General features: G+C 40.9%; 23 protein-coding genes. 4 read left to right on the top strand and 19 right to left on the bottom strand.

Annotation, left to right across the window (positions count from 1 at the left end; all coding sequences use genetic code 11):
* Window positions 1-226: 226 nt before the first annotated feature.
* The 18 genes from BN1875_RS06650 to BN1875_RS06565 all read right to left on the bottom strand — a co-directional run bounded on the left by BN1875_RS06650 (window position 227) and on the right by BN1875_RS06565 (window position 16848).
* A complete protein-coding gene (locus BN1875_RS06650) occupies window positions 227-1951 on the bottom strand; it encodes an ABC transporter permease/substrate binding protein (RefSeq protein WP_005228611.1) in 1725 nt (574 codons plus the stop codon).
* Window positions 1944-3158 (bottom strand): quaternary amine ABC transporter ATP-binding protein, encoded by a 1215-nt coding sequence (locus BN1875_RS06645; protein ID WP_005228609.1) that lies wholly within the window; start codon window positions 3156-3158, stop codon window positions 1944-1946. Before BN1875_RS06645 ends, BN1875_RS06650 begins: the two co-directional genes overlap by 8 nt.
* A 134-nt stretch (window positions 3159-3292) precedes the next feature.
* Window positions 3293-3946 carry a GntR family transcriptional regulator gene (locus tag BN1875_RS06640; protein ID WP_048604066.1) on the bottom strand — a complete coding sequence of 218 codons (654 nt, stop codon included), beginning with the start codon at window positions 3944-3946 and terminating at the stop codon, window positions 3293-3295.
* Between the two features lie 54 nt (window positions 3947-4000).
* Window positions 4001-4633 (bottom strand): NAD(P)-dependent oxidoreductase, encoded by a 633-nt coding sequence (locus tag BN1875_RS06635; protein ID WP_261795776.1) that lies wholly within the window; start codon window positions 4631-4633, stop codon window positions 4001-4003.
* Window positions 4634-4703: 70 nt separating this feature from the next.
* Entirely contained in the window at window positions 4704-5384 is a 681-nt protein-coding gene (locus BN1875_RS06630; protein WP_048604065.1) for an IS6-like element IS1216 family transposase, read from the bottom strand.
* A gap of 398 nt (window positions 5385-5782) precedes the next feature.
* Window positions 5783-6130, bottom strand: a complete 348-nt coding sequence (gene rplS / locus BN1875_RS06625) for a 50S ribosomal protein L19 (RefSeq protein ID WP_048604064.1) — start codon at window positions 6128-6130, stop codon at window positions 5783-5785.
* Window positions 6131-6263: 133 nt separating this feature from the next.
* Window positions 6264-7010 (bottom strand): tRNA (guanosine(37)-N1)-methyltransferase TrmD, encoded by a 747-nt coding sequence (trmD, locus tag BN1875_RS06620; protein WP_048604063.1) that lies wholly within the window; start codon window positions 7008-7010, stop codon window positions 6264-6266.
* Window positions 7000-7524: a ribosome maturation factor RimM gene (gene rimM / locus BN1875_RS06615; protein WP_048604062.1), complete on the bottom strand. Its 525-nt coding sequence runs from the start codon at window positions 7522-7524 to the stop codon at window positions 7000-7002. The genes trmD and rimM overlap by 11 nt, the downstream gene beginning before the upstream one ends.
* Window positions 7525-7676: 152 nt before the next feature.
* A complete protein-coding gene (locus BN1875_RS06610) occupies window positions 7677-8486 on the bottom strand; it encodes a hypothetical protein (RefSeq protein WP_048604061.1) in 810 nt (269 codons plus the stop codon).
* Window positions 8487-8709: 223 nt separating this feature from the next.
* Window positions 8710-9225 (bottom strand): GNAT family N-acetyltransferase, encoded by a 516-nt coding sequence (locus BN1875_RS06605; protein ID WP_048604060.1) that lies wholly within the window; start codon window positions 9223-9225, stop codon window positions 8710-8712.
* Window positions 9226-9470: 245 nt separating this feature from the next.
* Complete coding sequence (locus BN1875_RS06600) at window positions 9471-9788, bottom strand: DUF1292 domain-containing protein (RefSeq protein WP_048604059.1); 318 nt, start codon at window positions 9786-9788, stop codon at window positions 9471-9473.
* Window positions 9789-9813: 25 nt separating this feature from the next.
* The gene (gene ruvX, locus BN1875_RS06595; protein ID WP_048604058.1) at window positions 9814-10245 is read right to left on the bottom strand and encodes a Holliday junction resolvase RuvX; all 432 of its coding nucleotides are present in this window, start codon (window positions 10243-10245) and stop codon (window positions 9814-9816) included.
* Window positions 10245-10511 carry an IreB family regulatory phosphoprotein gene (locus tag BN1875_RS06590; RefSeq protein ID WP_048604057.1) on the bottom strand — a complete coding sequence of 89 codons (267 nt, stop codon included), beginning with the start codon at window positions 10509-10511 and terminating at the stop codon, window positions 10245-10247. The genes ruvX and BN1875_RS06590 overlap by 1 nt, the downstream gene beginning before the upstream one ends.
* Window positions 10512-10647: 136 nt before the next feature.
* A complete protein-coding gene (locus BN1875_RS06585) occupies window positions 10648-11781 on the bottom strand; it encodes an acetylornithine transaminase (protein WP_048604056.1) in 1134 nt (377 codons plus the stop codon).
* 15 nt (window positions 11782-11796) lie between these two features.
* On the bottom strand, window positions 11797-12972 hold the full coding sequence (gene argJ, locus BN1875_RS06580; protein WP_048604055.1) for a bifunctional glutamate N-acetyltransferase/amino-acid acetyltransferase ArgJ: 1176 nt from the start codon (window positions 12970-12972) through the stop codon (window positions 11797-11799).
* 88 nt (window positions 12973-13060) lie between these two features.
* Window positions 13061-14944, bottom strand: a complete 1884-nt coding sequence (gene asnB / locus BN1875_RS06575; protein WP_048604054.1) for an asparagine synthase (glutamine-hydrolyzing) — start codon at window positions 14942-14944, stop codon at window positions 13061-13063.
* A gap of 96 nt (window positions 14945-15040) precedes the next feature.
* Window positions 15041-15886 (bottom strand): TIGR03943 family putative permease subunit, encoded by an 846-nt coding sequence (locus BN1875_RS06570; RefSeq protein WP_048604053.1) that lies wholly within the window; start codon window positions 15884-15886, stop codon window positions 15041-15043.
* A gap of 65 nt (window positions 15887-15951) precedes the next feature.
* A complete protein-coding gene (locus BN1875_RS06565) occupies window positions 15952-16848 on the bottom strand; it encodes a permease (protein ID WP_048604052.1) in 897 nt (298 codons plus the stop codon).
* A gap of 308 nt (window positions 16849-17156) precedes the next feature.
* Between BN1875_RS06565 and BN1875_RS06555 the strand changes: the two genes are divergently transcribed.
* Window positions 17157-17501, top strand: coding sequence for a thioredoxin family protein (locus tag BN1875_RS06555; protein ID WP_048604050.1), 345 nt, complete (start codon window positions 17157-17159; stop codon window positions 17499-17501).
* Window positions 17502-17548: 47 nt separating this feature from the next.
* On the opposite strand, the gene BN1875_RS06550 is transcribed toward BN1875_RS06555, so the two are convergent.
* Complete coding sequence (locus tag BN1875_RS06550) at window positions 17549-18196, bottom strand: redox-sensing transcriptional repressor Rex (protein WP_048604049.1); 648 nt, start codon at window positions 18194-18196, stop codon at window positions 17549-17551.
* Window positions 18197-18460: 264 nt separating this feature from the next.
* On the opposite strand from BN1875_RS06550, the gene BN1875_RS06545 reads away from it, so the two are divergent.
* The 3 genes from BN1875_RS06545 to ald all read left to right on the top strand — a co-directional run bounded on the left by BN1875_RS06545 (window position 18461) and on the right by ald (window position 22465).
* Window positions 18461-20395, top strand: coding sequence for an ABC-F family ATP-binding cassette domain-containing protein (locus tag BN1875_RS06545; RefSeq protein WP_048604048.1), 1935 nt, complete (start codon window positions 18461-18463; stop codon window positions 20393-20395).
* A 158-nt stretch (window positions 20396-20553) separates the two neighbouring features.
* Window positions 20554-21225 (top strand): C39 family peptidase, encoded by a 672-nt coding sequence (locus BN1875_RS06540; protein WP_048604047.1) that lies wholly within the window; start codon window positions 20554-20556, stop codon window positions 21223-21225.
* Between the two features lie 130 nt (window positions 21226-21355).
* The gene (gene ald, locus BN1875_RS06535) at window positions 21356-22465 is read left to right on the top strand and encodes an alanine dehydrogenase (protein ID WP_048604046.1); all 1110 of its coding nucleotides are present in this window, start codon (window positions 21356-21358) and stop codon (window positions 22463-22465) included.
* The last annotated feature ends 15 nt before the right edge of the window (window positions 22466-22480 follow it).

Raw genomic sequence — 22480 nt, 5'->3', positions numbered from 1 at the left:
GATTTTGAAACACTTGCTTTTCTATTTTCTTACACGAGCGACTCCATTGACTAGCCATTCTTTGCTATTTCTTGTCAAAAATCATCGGTCATTGTTCACTCATTTTCTTCATACCTGAAGTTTGAGCAGCAAATAAACGATCAAAAAAAGCACACATCCGAAGGTGGATGCGTGCTTTCTCAACATTAAAATCGATTGAAGATTTTATACATTTATTTGAAAGAAGTTAGTTCGTCCAAGCAGCAACTTCTTCTGGGTGATTGGCTACCCAATCTTTGGCTGCATCTTCGGCTGACGTTCCGTCATTGATTGCTAACATGACTTCTTCCATGTCTTCTTGTGTCCAGTTGAAACGATCAAGTACTTCGTAGACTTCTGGCATGTCATCTGCTAATCCTTGGCGTACAACAGTGTTGATGCTTTCTGCTTCACCCATTGTTCCTTCTGGATCATCCAGATATTTCAGATCATATTTCGCAAACATCCAATGTGGAGACCAGCCAGTAATAACGATCTCATCTTGGTTCTTGATGGCTTGGCCTAATGCCACTGTCATCGCTCCTGAAGAAGAGGTAGCGACATTCCAATCGGAAAGGTTGTCATAAGTTGCAACCGTATTTTCCGCTGCATTTACGACACCAGCGCCTGGTTCGATACCAGTGATGGTTTTTCCAGCTTCGTCAGAAAGGTCTGCGATGGAATCTACATCCATATAACTTGGTACAACGATCCCCAGTTTTGCCCCCTCTAAGTTAGGACCTAAGTTTTCAACTTGGTCTTGGTACTGTTCATACTGGGATTGATGCGTAGATGGCAGCCAAGCAGCAACCATCCCGTCAACTTCCCCTTTTGCCACCGATTCCCACATGATGGCATTATCCAAAGGCGTCGTATTGACTTCGTAGCCCATTTGCGACAAAACTTCTGCCACCACATGGGTAGATGCAACTTCCGTATCCCATTCGACATACGCCAAGTTCACCGTGCCTTTGCTGTCAGAAACATTTCCAAAGGCAAACGATGCTCCAATCAAAGCAACGACTGCCGCTGCAGCAATCCCGCCAAAAAGACGTTTTTGTTTGCGACTTGTCTTGCTGGCTGCTTTTTGATGTGCCGAACGATTCAAATTCTGGGTAAAGCGATCCATGATGATCGCCAAAATAACTAAGGATACCCCACTGACAAATCCGTTACCGACTTGTGCTCGTTGCAAGGCGGACAAGACGCCGCGCCCTAACCCAGGAGCACCGATCATTGACGCGATCACGACCATTGATAATGCCAGCATCGTGGTTTGGTTGACCCCAGCCAAAATAGTGCTTTTGGCTAGTGGCAATTCTAATTTGATCAGTTTTTGCCAGCCAGTCCCACCGAAAGAATCAGAGGCTTCCACCAATTCACGAGAAATTTGGCGAATCCCTAAGTTCGTCATCCGAACGGTTGGTGGTAGAGCAAAGATCACTGAGGCGAAGACCCCAGGAACCATCCCGATCCCAAAGAAAGCAACCGCAGGAATCAAATAAACGAAACCAGGCATCGTTTGCATAAAGTCTAAGATCGGCGTCACGATACTTTGCGCTTTTTCGCTTTTCGCCATTAAGATCCCTAGTGGAATCCCAATGATGATCGAAACCAAACTCGACAACAAGACCAACGTCACGGTGTTCATCAAGTCTGTCCATAACCCTTGGTTATAGATGAACAGCAACCCGACAAAAGTAAAAGCTGGCAAGCCGAATTTTTTGCGTGAAACGAAAAAGGCAGCAGCCGTCAATAAGACGATCATTAATAACGGTGGTACAAACAGTAATACATTTGTAATAGCGTCCATAATAAATTGTCCGAAAGACTGTAAGGCTGAAAACAATCCACTGAAAGTTCCTGTTAGCCAATCAGTAAAGTTTTCGACCCAATCAGCCACCGGAATCGTATGTTGTAAGAAATTATCCATTTGTCACTACCCCTTCCTCTGCTTGAGCGGCTGAATCAGTCTCAGCCAATGCTTCAATCACACTTCCGCGGATCACGACTCCGATCAAACGATCGTTTTCTACCACGGCTAAAGGTGTAGGCGAATCATAGATCAAATTGAAGATATCCGTTACCAGCATATCTTTATCGATCTTTTTAACATTTTTATCAATAACTTCCTTCAAGGTCAGATTGTTTTTCCGTGCCTCACGAGCAGACTCGGCTGTCAGGCTTCCTTTTAGGTGACGACGTTTGTCGACGGCTAACAGCATGCTGACTTCTTCTTTCCGCATCCGGTTCAATGCTACGCTTGGTCCATCAATCTCGATGTTCGTCGTCAATGCTGGGACCATGATGTTTTGCGCAGTCAAGACTTTGGAACGATCGACATCTTCCACGAAATCACGCACGTATTGATTGGCAGGATTCGTCAAAATATCTTCCCCTGTACCGATCTGCATGATCTGACCATCTTTCATTAAAGCGATCCGGTCACCGATCCGCAAGGCCTCGTTCAAATCATGGGTGATAAAGATAATCGTTTTTTGAACATTGGCTTGCAATTCTAAAAGTTCATCTTGCATTTCACGGCGAATCAGCGGATCTAATGCTGAAAAGGCCTCATCCATCAAGAGGATCTCTGGATCATTGGCTAACGCACGGGCAAGTCCCACACGCTGTTGCATCCCTCCAGACAGCTGGTCAGGGTATTGGTCTTTAAAAGAAAGCAATCCTGAGTTTTCTAACGCTTTTTCCGCTTTCGCTGTTCGTTCTTCTTTCGAGACCCCACGGACTTCTAGTCCGTATTCTGTGTTCTCTAAAATTGTCCGATGAGGGAAAAGGCCAAAGCTTTGGAAAACCATGTTGATTTTGTGACGGCGAACTTCTCGTAGTTCCTCTTTACTCATTTTGGCAACATCCACGCCATCTATGTAAATATCTCCGCCAGACGGCTCGATCAATCGATTCAATAGTCGAATCAATGTTGACTTCCCGCTTCCTGAAAGGCCCATGATGACGAAAATCTCGCCTTCGTTGACTTCAAAGTTCACATCATAGACCCCAACGGTGGCACCCGTTTTTTCTAAAATCTCGTTTTTGCTGCGTTGTTCTTTGACCATGGCAAGAGCTTGCTGCTTTTTCTTACCGAAGATTTTGGTTAAGTGTTCCACTTTAACTTTACTCAAATGATTAATACTCCTTTTTCTGAAAAATTTCACCAAAGTGACCATACTATCTTAACAAGATGTGGTCACTTTGTCAAAAAAATTTCCCAATGCTTTTTCTTTTGCAAAAAAAGCATGGGAATCAGGAAAAAGAATTACGCTGAATGGTCCGTTGGATAGAAGAAATTGGTCATGCGCTGCAACGCCAATTCATTCCCGACAAAATAAATCGTATTGCCTGCACTGAATTTCGCATAAGGTCCCGGTGACAACAACAATCCTTCGGTTGTTTGGATCGCGATGATCGTCGCCCCTGTTGCCTGCCAAACATTCAATTCGTTGATACTTTTTTCCAAATGCTGCGCCTGTTCCGTCAGCTGAAGCTCAAAGGGCACAAACGGACTCATGTGGTGTACCTTTTTGGTTTGCTGCACTAGCGTGTTCAACAAGTCAGAAAAATTATCCAGCTCTTGCTGCTGCCGCTCCACACTGTCTAAAATATCTTGTCTAATTTCTTGGATCGACTGCACATCTTGGTATTGTTCCACAAAGGCCTGTGCTTTTTCCTTTGAAGCAATATAGGCGCCGCTGCCATGACGGACGTCCATGATTTCTAAATCAACTAATACATTGATCGCTTTGCGGGCTGTTTCAGGAGAGACATTGAAATTGCTGGCTAACGTTGAGCGTGCATGGATCTTTTGCCCAACTTGGTAGCGATTTTCAACGATTCGTTCCGCGATCGCTACGGCAATCTGCTGATAACGAGGCAAAGCGACCTTCTTTTTATCTTGAAACTTATTCGTCATGATGAACTTCCTTTACTTTTTTTTCATCATAACAAGAAACATTGTTGGTGGCAACTATTCACTGGTTCGCGAATTTTTGATCAAGCGGGCACGAATGATCGCTGTTTCTTGCTGTATCTGCTGCTGTAGATCTTGCAGCAGTGTTTCATTTGTCTCATCAAGATCAATCAAAGTATAGGCAACTCCGGCTTTTCTCTCACTCGCCAAATTATCGATATCCACGCCTGCTTCAGAAATGATCCGCAATAATGGGGCAAAAGCACCAGGCTTGTCGTGATAAAACAGCGCCAAGCGATACGGTGCCAAAAAAGGCAACTCTGCATGGGGGAAATTGACCGATTCTTGAATCGTCCCAGCGCGTAAATAGGCATGCATGCGATCAAAAACTACGTGGTCCCCCTTTTCCAAGGCATTGGTAGTACTGCCGCCGATATGCGGATAACACAACACTTTCGGTTGTCCGATCAAGCCCGCACTAGGAAAATCAGTGATGTATTGTTTGAGCTGATTTTTGGCTAATGCTTCTAAGACGGCTGCTTCTTCCACGATTTCCCCGCGACCAAAATTCATCAGCACTGCATTTTTTTTCATCTGCTGAATCGTTTGTCGATTCAGCATGCCTTTGGTCTCTTGACTTAAAGGGAGCAAGACCACCACAAAATCTGATTCGGTCAACAGCATTTGCAGGTCACTGACTTGCTCGGGTTCTGTTGCAAAGTTTTAAATAAAGAATAAAATCCCTTACGGTATCTATGATTTAAGCTGGGATTCCCAATAATACCTTGATTTCAGTACAGACCGAAAACTCGAAGAGAGTGCCTTCTTTTCGGGTTTTCTTATATAATCCTCGAATGGCTTCCATGCCTTTAATCGTGGTAGAGGCAGTGCGTAAACTTCGATAGAATTTATTGCGTCTCTTTACTGGACGATGGTCTTGTTCAATCAAATTATTCAGGTATTTAATGGTACGATGTTCTGTCCCTTGATAAAAGCCGTATTCTTTTAGTTTCTTAAAGGCACTTGTAATAGAGGGGGCTTTATCTGTGACTACAACCTTCGGTTCATCAAACTGCTTCACTAACCGCTTAAGAAAAGCATAGGCTGCTTGTGTGTCCCGTTTTTTACGTAACCAAATATCCAAGGTTAAACCATCTGCATCGATGGCTCGATACAAATAATGCCATTTTCCTTTAATTTTGATGTACGTTTCATCCATTTTCCATGAATAAAAGGATTTTTTATTTTTCTTTTTCCAAATTTGATAGAGTAGTTTGCCATATTCTTGCACCCAATGATAAATCGTCGTATGAGAAACGTTAATGCCACGATCATATAAGATTTCTTGAACTTCACGATAGCTAAGGTTATAACGAAGATAGTAGCCCACGGCTACAATAATCACATCCTGCTGAAATTGCTTTCCTTTAAAATGATTCATCGTCATTCCTCCTGCTATCTTTTTCTATTATTCTACCTTATTTGATAGTAGATTTAAAACTTTGCAACAGAACCCTTTTTATCACCAAAGTATATGTTTTGCCTTTTTTTGAAAACTGGTACCTTTTTATCTTAAGGGGTTAAAAATATGATAAATTCTGTAAATGTTTTGGTATTTTTCGTATTAAATTTGTCGTCAGACTGACTACTAAATTTTGCCCTATTTTGACGACACTGTTAGTCAATATCGGACAATCTAGGACATTCTAGGGGAATATGAGTAAAAAAAGGTCCAAAACAGCCAATTCAGGCTTAAAACTGTGATAGAGAAAAAAGAAAAAGCCCTTGATATACAAGGACTTTTCACAGATTTTAGAGATTTTAGGATTTTTTCCGTTATTATCTTCTAATTTCTTTGATACGAGCTGCTTTTCCGTGTAATGCACGTAAGTAATAAAGTTTCGCACGACGAACTTTACCATAACGAACAACTTCGATTTGAGCAACACGTGGTGTGTGTACAGGGAAAGTACGTTCTACACCGACACCGTTAGAAACTTTACGGACAGTGTAAGTTTCGCTGATACCTGCACCGCGGCGTTTGATAACAACACCTTCAAATAACTGGATACGTTCCCGCGTACCTTCGACAACTTTTGCGTGAACACGAACGGTGTCCCCTGGGCGAAAAGCTGGAATGTCTGTACGCAATTGTTCTTGTGTTAGTTCTTGAATCAATGGATTCATCTTTATCATTCTCCTTATTCCCAAATATTCTTAAGACCCAGTCCCAGCGGAATATTGTAATAGATGAGCAGTACACTCACCAAAATATACTAACACATCCAAACCATAACTGTAAAGTTAAATTTCTTGTCAATCAGATTTCCTTTTCAGTTTCTTCTTTTTGGATTGCCGCCAACATTTTTTTCATCTCATCCGTCAGGGGATAATTTTCTAAAAGATCTGGACGTCGTAGGTAGGTACGCCGCAGAGATTCTTTCAATTGCCATTCCTCGATCAGTCGATGATTGCCGTTTGTTAATACTTCTGGAACGGTCATTCCAGCAAATTCTGCTGGTCGAGTATATTGGGGATGCTCCAATAGTCCTGTTGAATAAGAATCCGTTTGTGCAGATGTCTGATTGCCCAGTACCTCAGGCAGCAAACGAACAGTCGCATCAATCATCACCATTGCGCCTAATTCACCACCAGTCAAAACATAATCCCCAAGAGAAACTTCATCCGTCACCAGACTGCGAATCCGTTCATCATACCCTTCATAATGCCCACAAATAAAAATCAAATGCTCTTCTTGCGAAAATTCTTCTGCCATTTTTTGATCAAAAGGTTTTCCTGCCGGGTCAAGCAAAATAATTCTTTTTTGTGTGTCCGTCGCGGCTTCGATGGCTTTTAGATTATCATAAATTGGTTGAACCTTCAGCAGCATTCCTGCGCCACCACCATAAGGATAGTCATCAACCGTTTGATGTTTGTTATCGGAATACTCACGGAAATTTTCAATATTGATCTCTAATAAATTTTTGTCTCGGGCCTTTCCGATGATAGATTCTCCCATCGGCCCTTCAAACATTCGTGGAAATAAAGTCAGTACATCAATTCTCATCGTCCAACAGCCCTTCTGGTAGATCAACGGTGACAATACCTTTTTCTAAATCAATAGTTTTGACCACCGATTCGATATAAGGAATCAGCGCATCTTTTTTCCCTTTGCGTTGAACGACCCAAACATCATTGGCGCCAGGAGAAAGAATTTCTTTGATTTTACCAAGAGACTTTCCGTCTTCATCGACAACATTCAATCCAATGATTTCGTAGTAATAATAGGCATCTTCTTCTAAATCAGAAAGCTGATCCATTGCAACCTTTAATATCCCATCACGAAATTTCTCCACTTCATTGATCGTTGGATAGCCTTCAAAGGATAATAAATCAAAATTTTTATGCTTTCGATGACTCGCTATCGTTAAAATCAGTGGTTGTTGATTTTCCCGAAAAAGCGTCAGTTTAGCACCTTTTTGATACCGTTCTTCTGGAAAATCCGTTTGAGAAATCACTCGAACTTCTCCACGAATTCCCTGAGTATTGACGATTTTTCCTACATTTAAATATTCAGTCACACTATGTCCTCACTTTTGTTTAGTTTCTTGCTTATTTTAGCATGCTTACTTAGCGAATTCTACCGGATTCCAGAAATGCGTTGTTTTTGTCTCTACCAAAAAAGCTTTCTGCCCCTTATCCATAAAATAGGAAAGCTGCAAAAAGCTTTTGCTTATTTTTCCATCGAAACGGCCATGGCTAATGCAGACAAAGCATCCTCATGGGTTACTGTATAAACGATCGTGTCTTCCTGCCAGATAACTTGATTTGCTTGATAACCTTGTGCGCTTTGATCGACCGAGATTTGACCGGTTTCTTTAGGTGCTGGTAAAAAAGCTTTTTCCAGATAGGTCACAATTTTTTTTGCTGTAGCATCGGGAGATTGTCCTTCTACATTGCTTGCTCGCACAACAAGCGCCCAATTTCCCTCCCGCCAATTTAGATAGGTAGAACCTGCCGCGCCTTGTTTATAACCGGTGATACCATATCCCAAGTCTATCTTTTGTCCCCCAGTATCATAAATCGCATTGACGGCTTCTTTTGCCATTTGCGAAGTTTTAAAAATTTCTTTGCGATAGCTGGCAAAAGGTGTTTCTTGATTTAATTGACGATGATTTAAAATCAATGGCTGATCCATACTATAATAAAGGACAGAAATTTTTTGATTGTTGCCATCACTAGCAATATTTAGCGCTTGACCGTCGTAAGAAATGTCAGAAGGAAAATTTGTTTGGGGAAATTGTGCCATCAATTCCTTACTGGCATCTGCTTGTGCCTCACTGTTGGTGGTGGAAGACACCGGTTCAGATTCTTTCGTTGTCTCTGTCGATGATTCTGTACTTGTACTACGAATTGAAGACGTGCTTGCATTCGCTGAATTTGTTGTAGATACTGCTGTTTCTGAACTTGATTCCTCTGTTTTTTGACCACTGCAACCTGCTAAGACAATAAGTAATGCTAAACCAATCCAACTCTTTTTCATCGTGATCCCTCCTCACTTCAAGGGTACCGTTTCCGTAAAAAAAAGACAATCAATCTGACTGGTTTTTTGTAAGAGTATTTCAATCCACATGTCTAGACATGACAGCTAACGAATTAGAACCATTCGTAGAATCTTATTCTATTGTAAAAAATATTGAAATGCAAATTCTCAAAAAAATTTATACAAAAAATGAACCCAGTCTTATCTAGGGTTCGTTTCCAACTTATCCTATCGCTCGTTTCACGTAAACTACTTCGTCATTTTCATCCAGTACAGTCGCTTCAAATCCATTTTGTTGCCAAAAACGACGATTATTTTTATTGCTGGCATTTAACGCAACATACTTGCCGCCTTCCAAATGTAACAGTTCTTCCAGTTTTTTAAAAACTAATTTTCCAATGCCTTTATTTCGAAATGATGGGGCAATACAGTAATCAAGAATAAACGCTTTTCCATCTTCCTGTATGTAAATTTTGTACATCGTAAATCCTAAATAGTTTTGTTTTTCATCATAGAAAAAAACAAATTGCAATGGATCGCCACCACCTTTTGCTTCATTAGATAACTCCATGATGATGTCATAATATTTTTGTGAGTTAAACCAGTTGATAATTTTCTGAAGTTCTTCTCCAGATTCTTCTAAATTTGAAAAAACATCTTTCCGCTCATACTCCCGTTTCTTCTTCCAGAACTGTTTAATTTCTTCAGCTGTTGACAGCTTTTTAATACGAACTTCCATCTTCGTCTCCTTTAAATCACCTATTTGTCGGTTGATTCGGTTAGAGACACAAAGACCTATCCGATAATTAAGTCCTCATTGTCTTTTGTCATCATTTTTTTCATGATACATCACATCCTCATGATTTATTACTTTTAGTTTAACAAGCATTGCTCTAGGAAGCAATCGTAGTCAATTTCCTATTCAAATCAAAACACAAAAAAGCTGAACCCTTATCCATCAAGGGTTCAGCTAGCGTTTAAATCTTATTCTTCTTCTTCAGTCATGAACGTGTTAAAGACTTCTTCAATCATGTCCCATTCTGCTTCTGTTTCGATTTGTTCCAATTCGCCTTCTGTGCCGTCGCCGTTTTCGATATATGCGTAGGCTTGCAGTTCAACGTCTTCTTCTTCCGGTACGCCGGCTGGGTAAAGCAGCACGTAATTACGGCCGAATTCTTCTTGTCCGTCAACGGTTAAAAGAATTTCATATAGGGTTTCATTTCCTTGGTCATCCACAAGTGTGATATGTTCATGTCCTTCATGATCATGGTCGTGGTTATGATCGTGTGTGTGTTCAGTCATTATAAATTCCTCTTTCCTTTCACATTTACAACAGTTTGTTGGCTGCGCCATCCAGATAATTTTGCAAAATCATGACTGCTGCTAATTTATCGATTACTTTTTTTCGTTTGGCTCTTGACGTGTTGGCTTGTTCCACCAACATTCGCTCCGCCTGAACCGTTGTTAAACGCTCATCTTGGTACGTGACGGGAAGATTGAACAACTCGGCAATCTGATTACCATAAGCCATAGAAGCTTCGGCTCTTGGACCAATCGAATTATTCATATTTTTCGGCAGACCAACGACAAACTTAGTCACTTCATATTCCGTCACTAATTCCCGCAAACGGTCGAAACCAAATTCACCCTTCACTTCATCGATTCGGATAATCTCAATTCCTTGTGCAGTCCAACCCATTGGATCGCTGACCGCAATGCCTACCGTTTTGGAACCAACATCCAATCCCATGACTCTCATTATAACTTGATCCCGTGATCGCCTAAATAATAACGAATCAAAACTTCCAATATTTCATCGCGTTCGTGACGGCGGATCAAATTACGGGCATCCCGATAACGAGGAATGTAGGCCGGGTCTCCAGAAAGCAAGTAGCCAACAATTTGATTGATTGGATTGTAACCTTTTTCTTCCAAAGCGCGATAAACGATCGCCAATGTTTCGCTGACTTCTTTTTTCCGACTGTCATCAAAGTCAAAACGGACTGTTTCGTCTGTATAACCCAATTTTCTACACCTCTTTCTATGTGCATTTATCCAAAAGCTATTTTACTAAATCTGGATAAAAACTACAAACAAATGATTTTCTTCACTATCATGGTAACATAAATGAGTAACTTTTTTGTGAAAAAATCTTGAAAAATCAATTTGATAACACTTTTTTTAGTTTTTCGATACCTTCATCGATTTCCTCCAATGAAATCGTTAACGGTGGCAATAAGCGTAACACATTTTGTCCCGCTTTTAAAGTCAGCAAGCCTTCTTTTTCCAAATCTTTCATAATCTTTTGGAGGGAATGATTCTCTTGCAGTTCAATTCCAATCATCAAGCCCCGTCCGCGAACCTCTTTGATATTTTTTGATGAAATTTCCTGTAATCGATCAAACAAATAGGCCCCTTTTTTTCGAACTTCCGCTAAAAATTCCGGTTGATCAATTTGACGAACGACTTCTGCTGCTACGGCCATTGCCATTTTATTCCCACCAAAAGTAGAACCATGACTTCCGGGACCAAAGGCAGAGGCCAATTCCCGTTTTCCCAACATTGCTCCTACCGGAAAGCCATTCCCCAATCCTTTTGCCAATGTAAAAATATCCGGTGCAATTCCTAGTTGTTCAAAGCCGTACAAACTGCCGGTACGCCCCATCCCTGTTTGGATCTCATCAATAATCAACAGACTGTTATTTTTTTGACAAAGACGGGCGACTTCCTGCAACCACTCCTTTGATCCAAGAATAACCCCTCCTTCTCCTTGAATCACTTCCAGAATAACTGCTGCGGTATTTTCGTCAAGCTGTTCCTCCAGACCTTCCAGAGCGTTGTATTCCACATAAACGAAATCCGGTACTAAAGGCGCAAATCCTTGTTGGACGATTGCTTGTCCGGTGGCGCTCATGGCTCCGTAGGTCCTTCCATGAAAGGATTGAATAAAACTGATGATTTTTGTACGCTGCGTTGCTTTACGAGCTAATTTGATTGCAGCTTCCACGGCTTCTGCCCCGCTATTACAAAAATACGCCAAATAATCTGTTTTTCCTAAACTAGCGGCAACTTGTTCTTGCAGATGATTTTCATAAAGGTTAGGTGTGTGCATAAGCAGTTGCATTTGCCGAATCAGGGCTTCTTCGCTTGCTACATTGCTGTAACCAAGATTGGCCACTCCAATACCACTGGTAAAATCCAAATAACGATTTCCTTGATGATCTGTCAGGTAACAACCAGTTCCTGAAACAAGTTCAAAAGGTTTACGGGCATAGTTGGGAAATAGATGGCTCATGATTTTTCTCCTTTCTTAGGTACGATACGCCGCATTAATCTCCACATACTTTTCACTTAGGTCACAGCCCCACGCTGTCGCTTGCTCTCTTCCTCCATGGAGATTAACTTCAATCAGAATTTCTTCCTGTTTCAATTTTTCCAACAATTCTGCTTCATTAAAAGCCGCTGGGATCCCTTGCTGTAAAACAGTTTCCCAGCAGACGGCAACATCAATCGTTGTGATATCCAACCTATCATTACTGTCACCAATTGCCGACAAGATGCGTCCCCAATTGGGATCTTCTCCAAACATGGCGGTTTTTACTAACATTGATTGAGCAATTCGTTTAGAAATTTTACGAGCAGCTCTGACCGTTTCAGCCCCCACCACACGGACCTCAAGCAATTTGGTTGCTCCTTCGCCATCCCGCGCAATTTTTTTCGTTAAATCGATCAAGAGCTGTTCCAATCCCTCAGCAAAATCCGCTTCTGCTTTTGAATCTAGCTGTACTTTTTTTCGAGAAGCTCCGTTTGCCAATAAAAAACAACTATCGTTGGTTGATGACTCTCCATCAATCGTTAATTGATTCAAACTGTTATCAGCAGCTTTTTTTAAAAGACGTTGCAATTGTTCTGACGTTAAATCTGCATCGGTCAAGAGAAAAACTAAAACAGTTGCTAACTTGGGATGAACCATGCCAGCACCTTTGGCGATGCCTGTAAGACGAATTGTGGTTTTATCCAACAGGAATTCCCGGCTGATGATTTTTTCTTGTGTATCAGTGGTGGCGATGGCTTCTTGAAAGGCAATCAAATTTTGTTCTTTCAAATCAATTTTACTGACAGCTCTTTTAATCTTTTCCATGGGCAAAAATTCACCAATTTTTCCGGTGGAGGCGATGGCGACCAAATCTTGAGAAAGATCGGCTTTTTGTGCAAATAACTGCTGCATCTTTTTTGCATCCTGAACGCCTCGTTCACCAGTAATGGCATTGGCTCCGCCAGAATTCACTAAAATCCCTTGAAGTTTTCCTGCTTGCAATACTTTGCGGGAAAGTGCCACTGGTGCCGCTGGAAATTGATTGTTGGTAAATAATCCGGCAGCTTGACAAACATTTTGAGAATAAATAAATCCGATGTCGCATTTGTTTTCTTTCAGCCCGCCAGAAACTCCGCCGGCAAAAAAACCTTTTGGTAGTCGTTGTTCCATCTTTTTGCCCCCTCTCACCTTCATTAAACCATAATTGCCTCAAAAAGAGGAAAATAAAAAGCCTGCCGAAGCAGACCTTTTCGTTTTCTTATGCAGTTAATTCAACGACCGCTGGTTTGCTGCCGTCATTGATGAAGTAAACAGTATACCAAGTTAAGAAAGTAAAAATCGTCCAAATTTTCCGACGGGCATCATTTTTTCCTGCGTAATTGTCGTCCAACATTTGGATAATGGCCTCTTGTTGGAAAAATTCAGCGACAAATTCTTGTTGGAAAAGTTCCCGTACCAATCGGTAATATTTTTCTTCCCGCAACCAATCCTTGATCGGTACTGGGAAACCAAGTTTTTCCCGGTTGTACCATTCTTCCGGTAAATGACGAGCCGCCGCTTGACGAAAAGCATATTTGGTATTTTTCGAATTGATCAAATATTTTGTTGGGACTTGTTCTGAAACCTTCATCAATTCTTTATCCAATAAAGGTACCCGCAATTCCAAGGAGCTTGCCATCGACAATTTATCAGCTTTCAACAAAATATCTTTTGGCATCCATTGGTGCATATCTAAATATTGCATCTTTTTGATTTCAGACATATCTTGGACTTTATCGTAATGAACATCAACGATTTCTCTGATGGAATGGCTCTTTTGATAAGTCGGTTGTAAAAAGTGATCCGCTTCACTTTCTTCAAAAACTTTTGCCTGTCCGATAAAGAATTCTTCGGCTGGTGCTAAAGACGTGTACAAATGCAGTGCACCATGGAAAGATTTTCCTTTAAAGCCTTTTGCCAGTTTATAGCGCAGACCTTTTGGTAATTTCTTCAATCCTTCTGCTACTACCTTGACTGCTTTAGAACGGGTGTTCATTCCGTAGGCTTGATAACCGGCAAATAGTTCATCCGCACCTTCGCCACTCAGCACCACCCGCACATCTCGACTGGCTAATTCTGCCAAGAAATATAGCGGCACACAAGAAGGATTTGAATCTGGTTCATCCAGATGGTATTGGATGATTGGAAAATATTCAAAAGCTTCTTCTCCGGTAACCACCCGGGATGTATTGTTCAAATCAATCAAATCTGTCAGTTTTTTTGCTTCCACGGATTCATTGTAGGATTTATCGCCAAACCCGATGGAGTACGAATGTTCTGGACGTAAAACCGCAGTAACATAGCTGGAATCCACTCCAGAAGAAAGAAATGAGCCAACTTCAACATCTGCAATGCGATGGGCTGCGATGGAATCAACAACGGTCTTGTCGATCAAATCAACCGTTTCCGTCAGAGACAAATTTGTTTCCTTTTCCTGCACATCCCAATACTGATTAACGGTTAGTTCTCCTTCTTTATAAAGGAAATAATGGCCTTCTTTGATGCGGTACACATTTTTGAAGAATGTTTCGTCTAACGCAGAATATTGGAAGGTCATGTAAGGTTTCAATGCTTCCTTATTCAATTCTTTGACAAAATCAGGATGTTTCAAAAAGCTTTTGATTTCAGAGCCGTACATAAACGTTCCGTTCATTTGTGTGTAATATAGTGGTTTGATCCCAAAATGGTCCCGTGCGCCAAACAATTCTTGCTTGTTGCTATCCCAGATTACAAAAGCAAACATGCCGCGAATTTTTTGCAGCAGATCGATACCATATTCTTCGTACCCGTGAAGCAAAACTTCCGTGTCGGCATGGGTCGTAAAAATATGTCCTTTTGCGATCAAATCCTCACGAATGCTTTGGTAATTGTAAATTTCTCCATTAAATGTGATGACTAAACTGCCATCTTCGTTATAAATCGGCTGTGTGCCGCCTTCTAAATCAATAATACTTAATCGACGAAAACCAAGAGCAGCGCCTTCGTCCACATGTTGTCCTGAGCTATTTGGACCTCGATGAACGATTGTATCCATCATTTTTTTGATTGTTTCTGTTTTTTGTTTCTTCTCTGCATGATTGATAAACCCTACGATTCCGCACATAGTTCTCCCTCACTTAACTAAACATTTCATTTATTTTCACAACTTTTTTCAGTATAGCATACTTCTTTTTGAGTTTCAGCCCTCCCCGTTTTTCTACTAAAAAGAACGATAAACATATTGATTTTCCGGAGTAGCAATCGTCACCGTGTTTTCTGCCTGAACCAACGGAAGTTCCCGTTTTAATGGCTGATAAAATTCTGTTGTCAGTGTTCCTTCAATATGGACCCACTCATCATTTTTATACGCGGTTTCCTCCGGCATCCGTACCCGCAAGCCAAAAACGCCTGAATCGGCGACACAATGGATAATTCCAAAACGAAAAACAAAGTCATCCTGCGAAGCGTCTTGCTTTGCGTGATAAATAAAACCTTCAAAAATAATTTTCCGACCGATAAACTCGCTGGGATAGTTATAAATCAGTTCCATGACTTCCAAATAATTGGCATCAGTGATTTTTAATACCCCGTTTTCGCCATATTTTTTCATCAATTTGTTCATTTGTTTTTGGTAGTCGGATTTATTGAAATAGATGCTGGTGTTCGGCTGCAAATATTGTGTCTGCATCTCCGGATCACCTACGGATTCTTTACTGACAGGAAATTGAAATCCTTTTGCTTCAACGATCGTTGTATCCAAACTTACTGTTGGGAAAAAAGTTCCTACAAGAATTGGCAATGCCAACAATAGGTACGCAATTACCCGTTGATATCTTTTTTGCAATCCATGGTCATGGTCGTGAAATGCGTGTTCCTGCGTTCTATCGGTTTTCGGATCACTTTTCACCCATTGAATCAATTGAACCATTGCCAATAAGAAAGATAAAATCATAGATAAAATAGCTAAATAGCGGTAATGAATATTGATAAATTGATCGAGTTTTCCAGAAACCTGCAGATACATCATTAATTCAAAATAGCCTGCTAAAATTAAAAATCGAACCATTTTTTTCTCCTCAATGTTTGAAATAGAAATTTTCTCTCTTTATTATTTCTAAAGAAATTGTTTGCCTAAACAATCAAAGCATAGCCGGTCACACAAAGTAAAATGAGCCCCACCATCGAAGCAATGAATTTCTTATTGAAATACCGGTTCATCATTAACAAATTTTTGATATCCACCATTGGGCCAAATACCAAAAAGCCAACTACCGGACCGGTTCCAAATAAACTGAGCAACGAAGAACCGATAAATGCGTCTGCTTCGGAGCATAACGACATCACTACTGCCAAAAACAGCATCACTAAAACGGCTAATAATTTATTTGAACCTAACGTCAGCATAACGCCTGTTGGCAAGTAGGTTTGCATTGCCGCTGCTAACAGTCCGCCGATCATCAAGTAACGTCCTGTATCAAAAAATTCATCGATGCTATGGTGCAATACCCGCTGAATTTGTTGCCAGAAAGTTGGTTTTTCCTGTGTGTCAGAAGAATGTTGGGCTTCTCTTACGACAACCTGTTTTAAAATCGGTTTTTTATTGACATAAGCTAACCAAGTGCCAATTACGATTGCTACAAATAAACTACCCAGCACCCGCAAAATCGCATACTGCGCTGAATTTCCGAAAGCAATAAAGGTGGAAAAAATCACAATTGGATTTACGATCGGAGCTGTCAGCATAAATGCAAAAGCTGTGTGTTCTGGAACATCCTTTTTGACGAACTGATTCACGATAGGCACAATCCCGCACTCACAGGAGGAGAAGAATACACCCAATAGGCAACCCACCAAAATTGACGCAAATTTATTTTTCGGTAAAAAAGCATTGACACGTTCCGGAGTCAAAAATACATACAACGCTCCGGAGATAATACATCCCAACAAGACGAAGGGAAAGGCTTCGATGACGATTGAAAGAAAAATCATACTCATCTGCAGCACAGAATTAGGAAGCTGATTGAACATTGGTTTCTCCTATTCACATATTTGATGAAATTTTGAAAAAATTTCTACAGATTTTCATTACGTATACCATTCCACTAGGCTTCTTAGTTAAAGTGGAACTGCATCCTTGCTATTTTAAAATAACTTCTCTTTTGAAAAGTTCATTTATTTTCGCGCTTTACTATACTGCCGAATGGAACTGGAAACAAGGGGCCACAAAAAATTTTAGAATCTCCTTAACAAAAAACAGAACGCCATTTAATTAAAAACAGAAAAATTGACATTTGTTTAAATAGCTCTTATCGTTACTTTTAGTAGGAGGTGAACGCATGTTTCATGCCACCACGATCAAAGAAATCAACGAACAACTAGCTGCGGCTCCATTAGCATTGGTCTATCTCTCCATGCCAAATTGTAGCGTTTGTGTGTCCGTCAAACCACAGCTTCTTCAACATTTTGAAGGAAAAGTACCCATTATACATGGCGATGCCGCTGAAATTCCAGAAATAGCCGGTGAATTTCAAGTGCTGACTGCTCCTGCCGTATTGCTTTTTGCCCATCAAAAGGAAGTTGCCCGTCAGGCTCGCTTCATTGATTTTCATAAACTGGAAATGTTGATTGAAAATTATTTAGCCGCACCGGAATCTGTTGATTATGAGCAATTATTCCATTAAAAATACCGCGACTTCACCAGACGCGGTATTTTTTTCTATTCAAAAAATTATTCTTCGTTGCCAATAACATTTCCAGAATGCAGGAAATAAATCAAGGTTTGCAACTCATTTGTCAAGTCAACATTTTGAATCAAGACTTCTTTGGGTGCGTTCAAACGAACTGGCGTGAAGTTCAAGATTCCCTTGATTCCAAATTCCACCAATTTATTCACGATATCTTGAGAGTGTTGAGAAGGCACGGTTAGAATCGCCACTTCGATTTGTTGGATCTTAATTTGTTCCTTCATATCCTCCATTGGATAAACAGGAATGCCATCAACGATTCGCCCAACAATATCTTTATTGACATCAAAAGCTGCACTGACACGAATGCTATTGCTTTGATGAAATTTGTATTTCAATAATGCACTACCGAGATTCCCCACCCCGACCAGCGCCACATTTGTCATGTGATCATCATTTAATGTACGGGCAAAAAAGTTCATTAAGTCTTGGACATCATAGCCATAGCCGCGCTTGCCTAATTCACCAAAATAGGAAAAATCTCTGCGAATCGTTGCGCTATCTACTTGAACGGCCTCACTCAACTCTGTGGATGAGACTTTTTTCTTGCCAGCATTATGTAAGATTCGTAAGTAGCGATAATATAAGGGTAAACGTTTGGCTGTAGCTTTAGGAATAACATGTTCTTTCACGATATAACCTCCATTTGTGAAGTTTTCACTTTTAACGAATATCATCATAACAGGAATACCACTATAAATGCAATCTACATGCTTACAATTTGTGAACTTTTATCTGACGAATGGGATAGGAATCCCTCGCACCGCTCTTTAAAATGTGATAGACTAACACATGATGAAAAAATAGATGACGAAAAAAACTTTCACAAGGTTTTGCTGGAGAATTTTCAGCAACGAACTTTTTAACAATAAAGAAACGTCAGGAAAGAGGAAATGATGATTTTACTGCAAGCAAATCAAATTGCCCGTCTGTTTGGTGCAGAGGTTTTATTTGAAAATATTCATCTGGAAATCAGTTCTCACGCTCGAATTGCACTAGTAGGTAGAAATGGTGCTGGCAAATCAACGCTATTAAAAATTCTGGCAGGAATCGAAGCGCCCGATCAAGGAACGATTGCCAAAAATAAAACGGCAACCTTGGGCTATCTTGCACAGGATACCGGTTTAGTCTCAGAAGAAACTGTTTGGAATGAAATGCTGAAGGCCTTCACGACACTAAGACAAATGGAAAACCGAATGCGGGATTTGGAGCTTGCTATCAGTGAAGCTGCCCCTGATTCTGCCAATTATCAAGCAATTTTAAAAGAATACGACACCTTACAGCATGATTTTTCTGATCAAAATGGTTATGGTTATGAAAACGAAATTCGTTCAGTGCTCCATGGGTTTCAATTTGATGAAAGTTTTTATGAGCAGTCGATTGCAACCCTTTCTGGCGGACAAAAAACTCGGTTGGCATTAGCGCGAATGTTGCTGCAAAAGCCTGATATCCTCATTCTGGATGAACCGACGAATCATTTGGATATTGATACCCTTTCATGGCTCGAAACCTATTTGCAGGGTTATTCCGGCGCTTTATTGATTGTTTCCCATGACCGCTACTTTTTAGATAAAGTAGCAAATGAGGTCTACGAACTTTCAAGACAAAAAATGCGCCATTACAAAGGAAATTACAGTCGCTATTTGGATTTAAAAGCTGGTCAACTAGCCAGCGATTGGAAAGCCTACGAAAAGCAGCAACAGGAAATCAATAAGTTAGAAGATTTTGTGGCAAAAAATCTGGTGCGGGCTTCTACCACCAAACGCGCACAAAGCCGCCGTAAACAGTTAGAAAAAATGGAACGGTTGGATCGACCTCAAGGCAAAGAAAAGTCAGCTCATTTTTTATTTGCCATTGACAAGCCCTCGGGAAATGTCGTTTTGCAGGTGGAAGATGCCGCAATCGGCTACCAAGACAGCGAGGTATTGTCGCAACCGATTGACTTGGATATTCGCCGCAAAGATGCCATTGCACTGGTAGGTCCTAACGGTATCGGCAAATCAACTTTGCTAAAATCTTTGATTGGTACCCTGCCTTTTCTAAAAGGAGAAACCCATCTTGGCGCAAACGTAACGATTGGGTATTACGATCAAGGGCAAGCCGAATTGAATACCAACAAAACTATTTTGAAAGAACTTTGGGATGAACACCCCACCACACCTGAAGTGGAAATTCGTAGTGTGCTTGGCGGCTTTTTATTTTCTGGTGAAGACGTTGAAAAGCCGATTGGTCTGCTTAGCGGTGGCGAAAAAGCCCGCGTGGCATTGGCGAAGCTTGCCATGAATCGGGAAAACTTTTTGATTTTAGATGAACCGACGAACCATTTGGACATCGACAACAAAGAAGTGTTGGAAAATGCGCTGATTGATTATGAAGGCACCCTGCTTTTTGTTTCCCATGACCGCTATTTCATTAATCGAATCGCCACCAAAGTCGTTGAATTATCTCATGATGGCAGCCGATTATTTTTAGGAGATTATGATTATTATCTAGAAAAGAAAAAAGAAGAAGCCGAAATTGCTGCATTATTGGCAGAGGAAGCTCCAGAAAAAACTATATCGACTGGAAAAAAATCATTCCAGCAAACGAAAGAAAGCCAAAAACTTCTTCGAACTCTTCAACGAAAGGTCACTGAAGTGGAAGAAAAACTGGCCACTCTCGATGAAACCATCGCAGAACTAGAAACTGCCATGACTGCACCGGAAGTTTTGGAGGACCACCTGCACCTCAATGAGTTGAACACCCAACTTGAAGAAAACCACGCAGCTCAAGAAGAACTATTGGCTCAATGGGAAGAATTAAGTTTGGAGTTAGAAGAAATGGAAGAATAGCGAACACCTCTTTTTCAGTTAATTTGCTGAGAAGGAGGTTTTTTATTTCTTATTGTCCTTCATACTATTTTATAAAATTTTTCTAATTCAACCTTTAGACGGATGTTCTTCCTCTGGTTTTTCGTTACAGTAGGACAAAAGCACATGAGGTGAAAAAAATGGCGAAAAAAAACCGTCGCAAGCAGCGGCATCCTCTTCTTCTATTTATTGGACTCTTTCTGGTTCTCAGCGGTGTCTATTTTGTTTCTCGAACGGAACCCACTTTTTCCTCCCAACCTTCTCAAGAAAAATTCAGCAAAAATGCCAATCAGCAATTAACCGCTGAGTCACTGGGCACACCTTTACTTTTGCAGACGGATGAACGTTGGGCACAGCGAATCTATGGTACCGGAGAGAACAATGATATTGCCAATAACGGTTGTGCCTTGCTTTCTTTAAGCATGGTTTTGTCTCATTGGCGGGAAACAACCGTCGATCCTAATGAAGTCTTTGACTGGGCACAGAATACTTATTTTGTGGCGGATGCCGGCACTGCTTGGAGTATTTTTCCAGATTTTGCTCAGCATTATCAACTGAACTTTCATGATCTGGGCAACGACTTTACACAGGCAGAAGCCTATTTACAGCAAAATATTCCGGTTATTATTTCAGTCACTGCCGGTGATTTTACCGATGGCGGACATATTCTCGTATTAGCTGGCACCAATGACGACCAATCCGTTCGGGTTTTAGATCCCAATGATGATTCGCAAAAATTACATTATCAACGCAATTTCAAGGAAGATGAAATTAAAAGTCAAACGATCCACTACTGGACCTTTACGGCTTGATAAAAAACGTTTTTTCAAAAGAAACCAACTACTGGTCCTTTTGAAGTAGACTTTTTTTATTTTCGGAGAAAATTATCCCTTTCTTCTTTTCTTCGGTATAATAAAAGAAAAGCTTATTGGAGTGAAGAAAATGAAGATTGGTATCCCTAAAGAACGTAAGAACAATGAAAATCGAGTGGCGTTACCCCCAACAGGAGTAGATGAATTGATTCGTGAAGGGCATCAGGTCTTCGTAGAATACGGAGCAGGTTTGGGTTCAGGCATTCCAGATGAGAGGTATCAGGTAGTCGGTGGTGTGCTTGCGGACCAGCAAACAGTTTGGCAGGCGGATTTGATTCTCAAAGTAAAAGAACCGCTGCCGGAAGAATATTCTTTCTTTCGTTCCGGACAACTACTCTTCACTTATTTACATTTGGCTGCCAATAAAGAGTTGGCACAAGTTCTCATGGAAAAAAATGTCTCTGCACTTGCCTATGAGAATGTTCAATTGGCGGATGGCAGTTTGCCCCTTTTAGCACCAATGAGTGAAATTGCCGGACGGATGGCGGCACAAATTGGCGGACAATTTTTGGAACGTCCGAATGGTGGCAAAGGGATTTTATTAGGCAGTGTGCCGGGTGTTAAACAAGGAAATGTCGTTATTATCGGCGGTGGTGTTGCCGGAACGAATGCCGCAACGATTGCACTAGGACTGGGAGCACGTGTCACAATTCTAGACGTTGACCTTGCCCGCTTAAAAAAATTAGATGCCCAATTTCAAGGGCAAGTTCAAACGCTTTTTTCAAACACAATGAATCTGGAAGAAGTTTTAAAAACAGCTGATTTAGTGATTGGTGCGGTTTTACTGCCCGGCCACAAAGCACCTACTTTGGTTACAAAGGAAATGGTCAAAAACATGCCGAAAGATTCAGTGATCGTAGATATTGCTATTGATCAAGGCGGGATTTTTGAAACCGAGGATCGTGTAACGACCCATGATAATCCTACGTATCGAAAAGAAGAAGTAATCCACTACGCTGTCGCAAATATGCCCGGTGCCGTACCGCAAACCGCCACTTACGCACTGAGTAACGCAACGATCAGCTACATCCGATTATTGGCAAATCACCCATTCTCCGAGATACTCAAAACCAACTCGGTGCTTGCTAACGCGGTCAACACCCATCAAGGAAAATTGACGCTACAAGCAGTTGCCGAAGATCTCAGCCTACCTTTTACTCCACTATCCTCTGGTAAATAAAAAATTGGCGAATCA

It is taken from the genome of Enterococcus massiliensis (genome assembly GCF_001050095.1).
Lineage (GTDB): Bacteria > Bacillota > Bacilli > Lactobacillales > Enterococcaceae > Enterococcus_C > Enterococcus_C songbeiensis.
The sequence above is the reverse complement of the archived record's forward strand: the minus strand, read 5'-3'. Positions and strand labels throughout refer to the sequence as shown.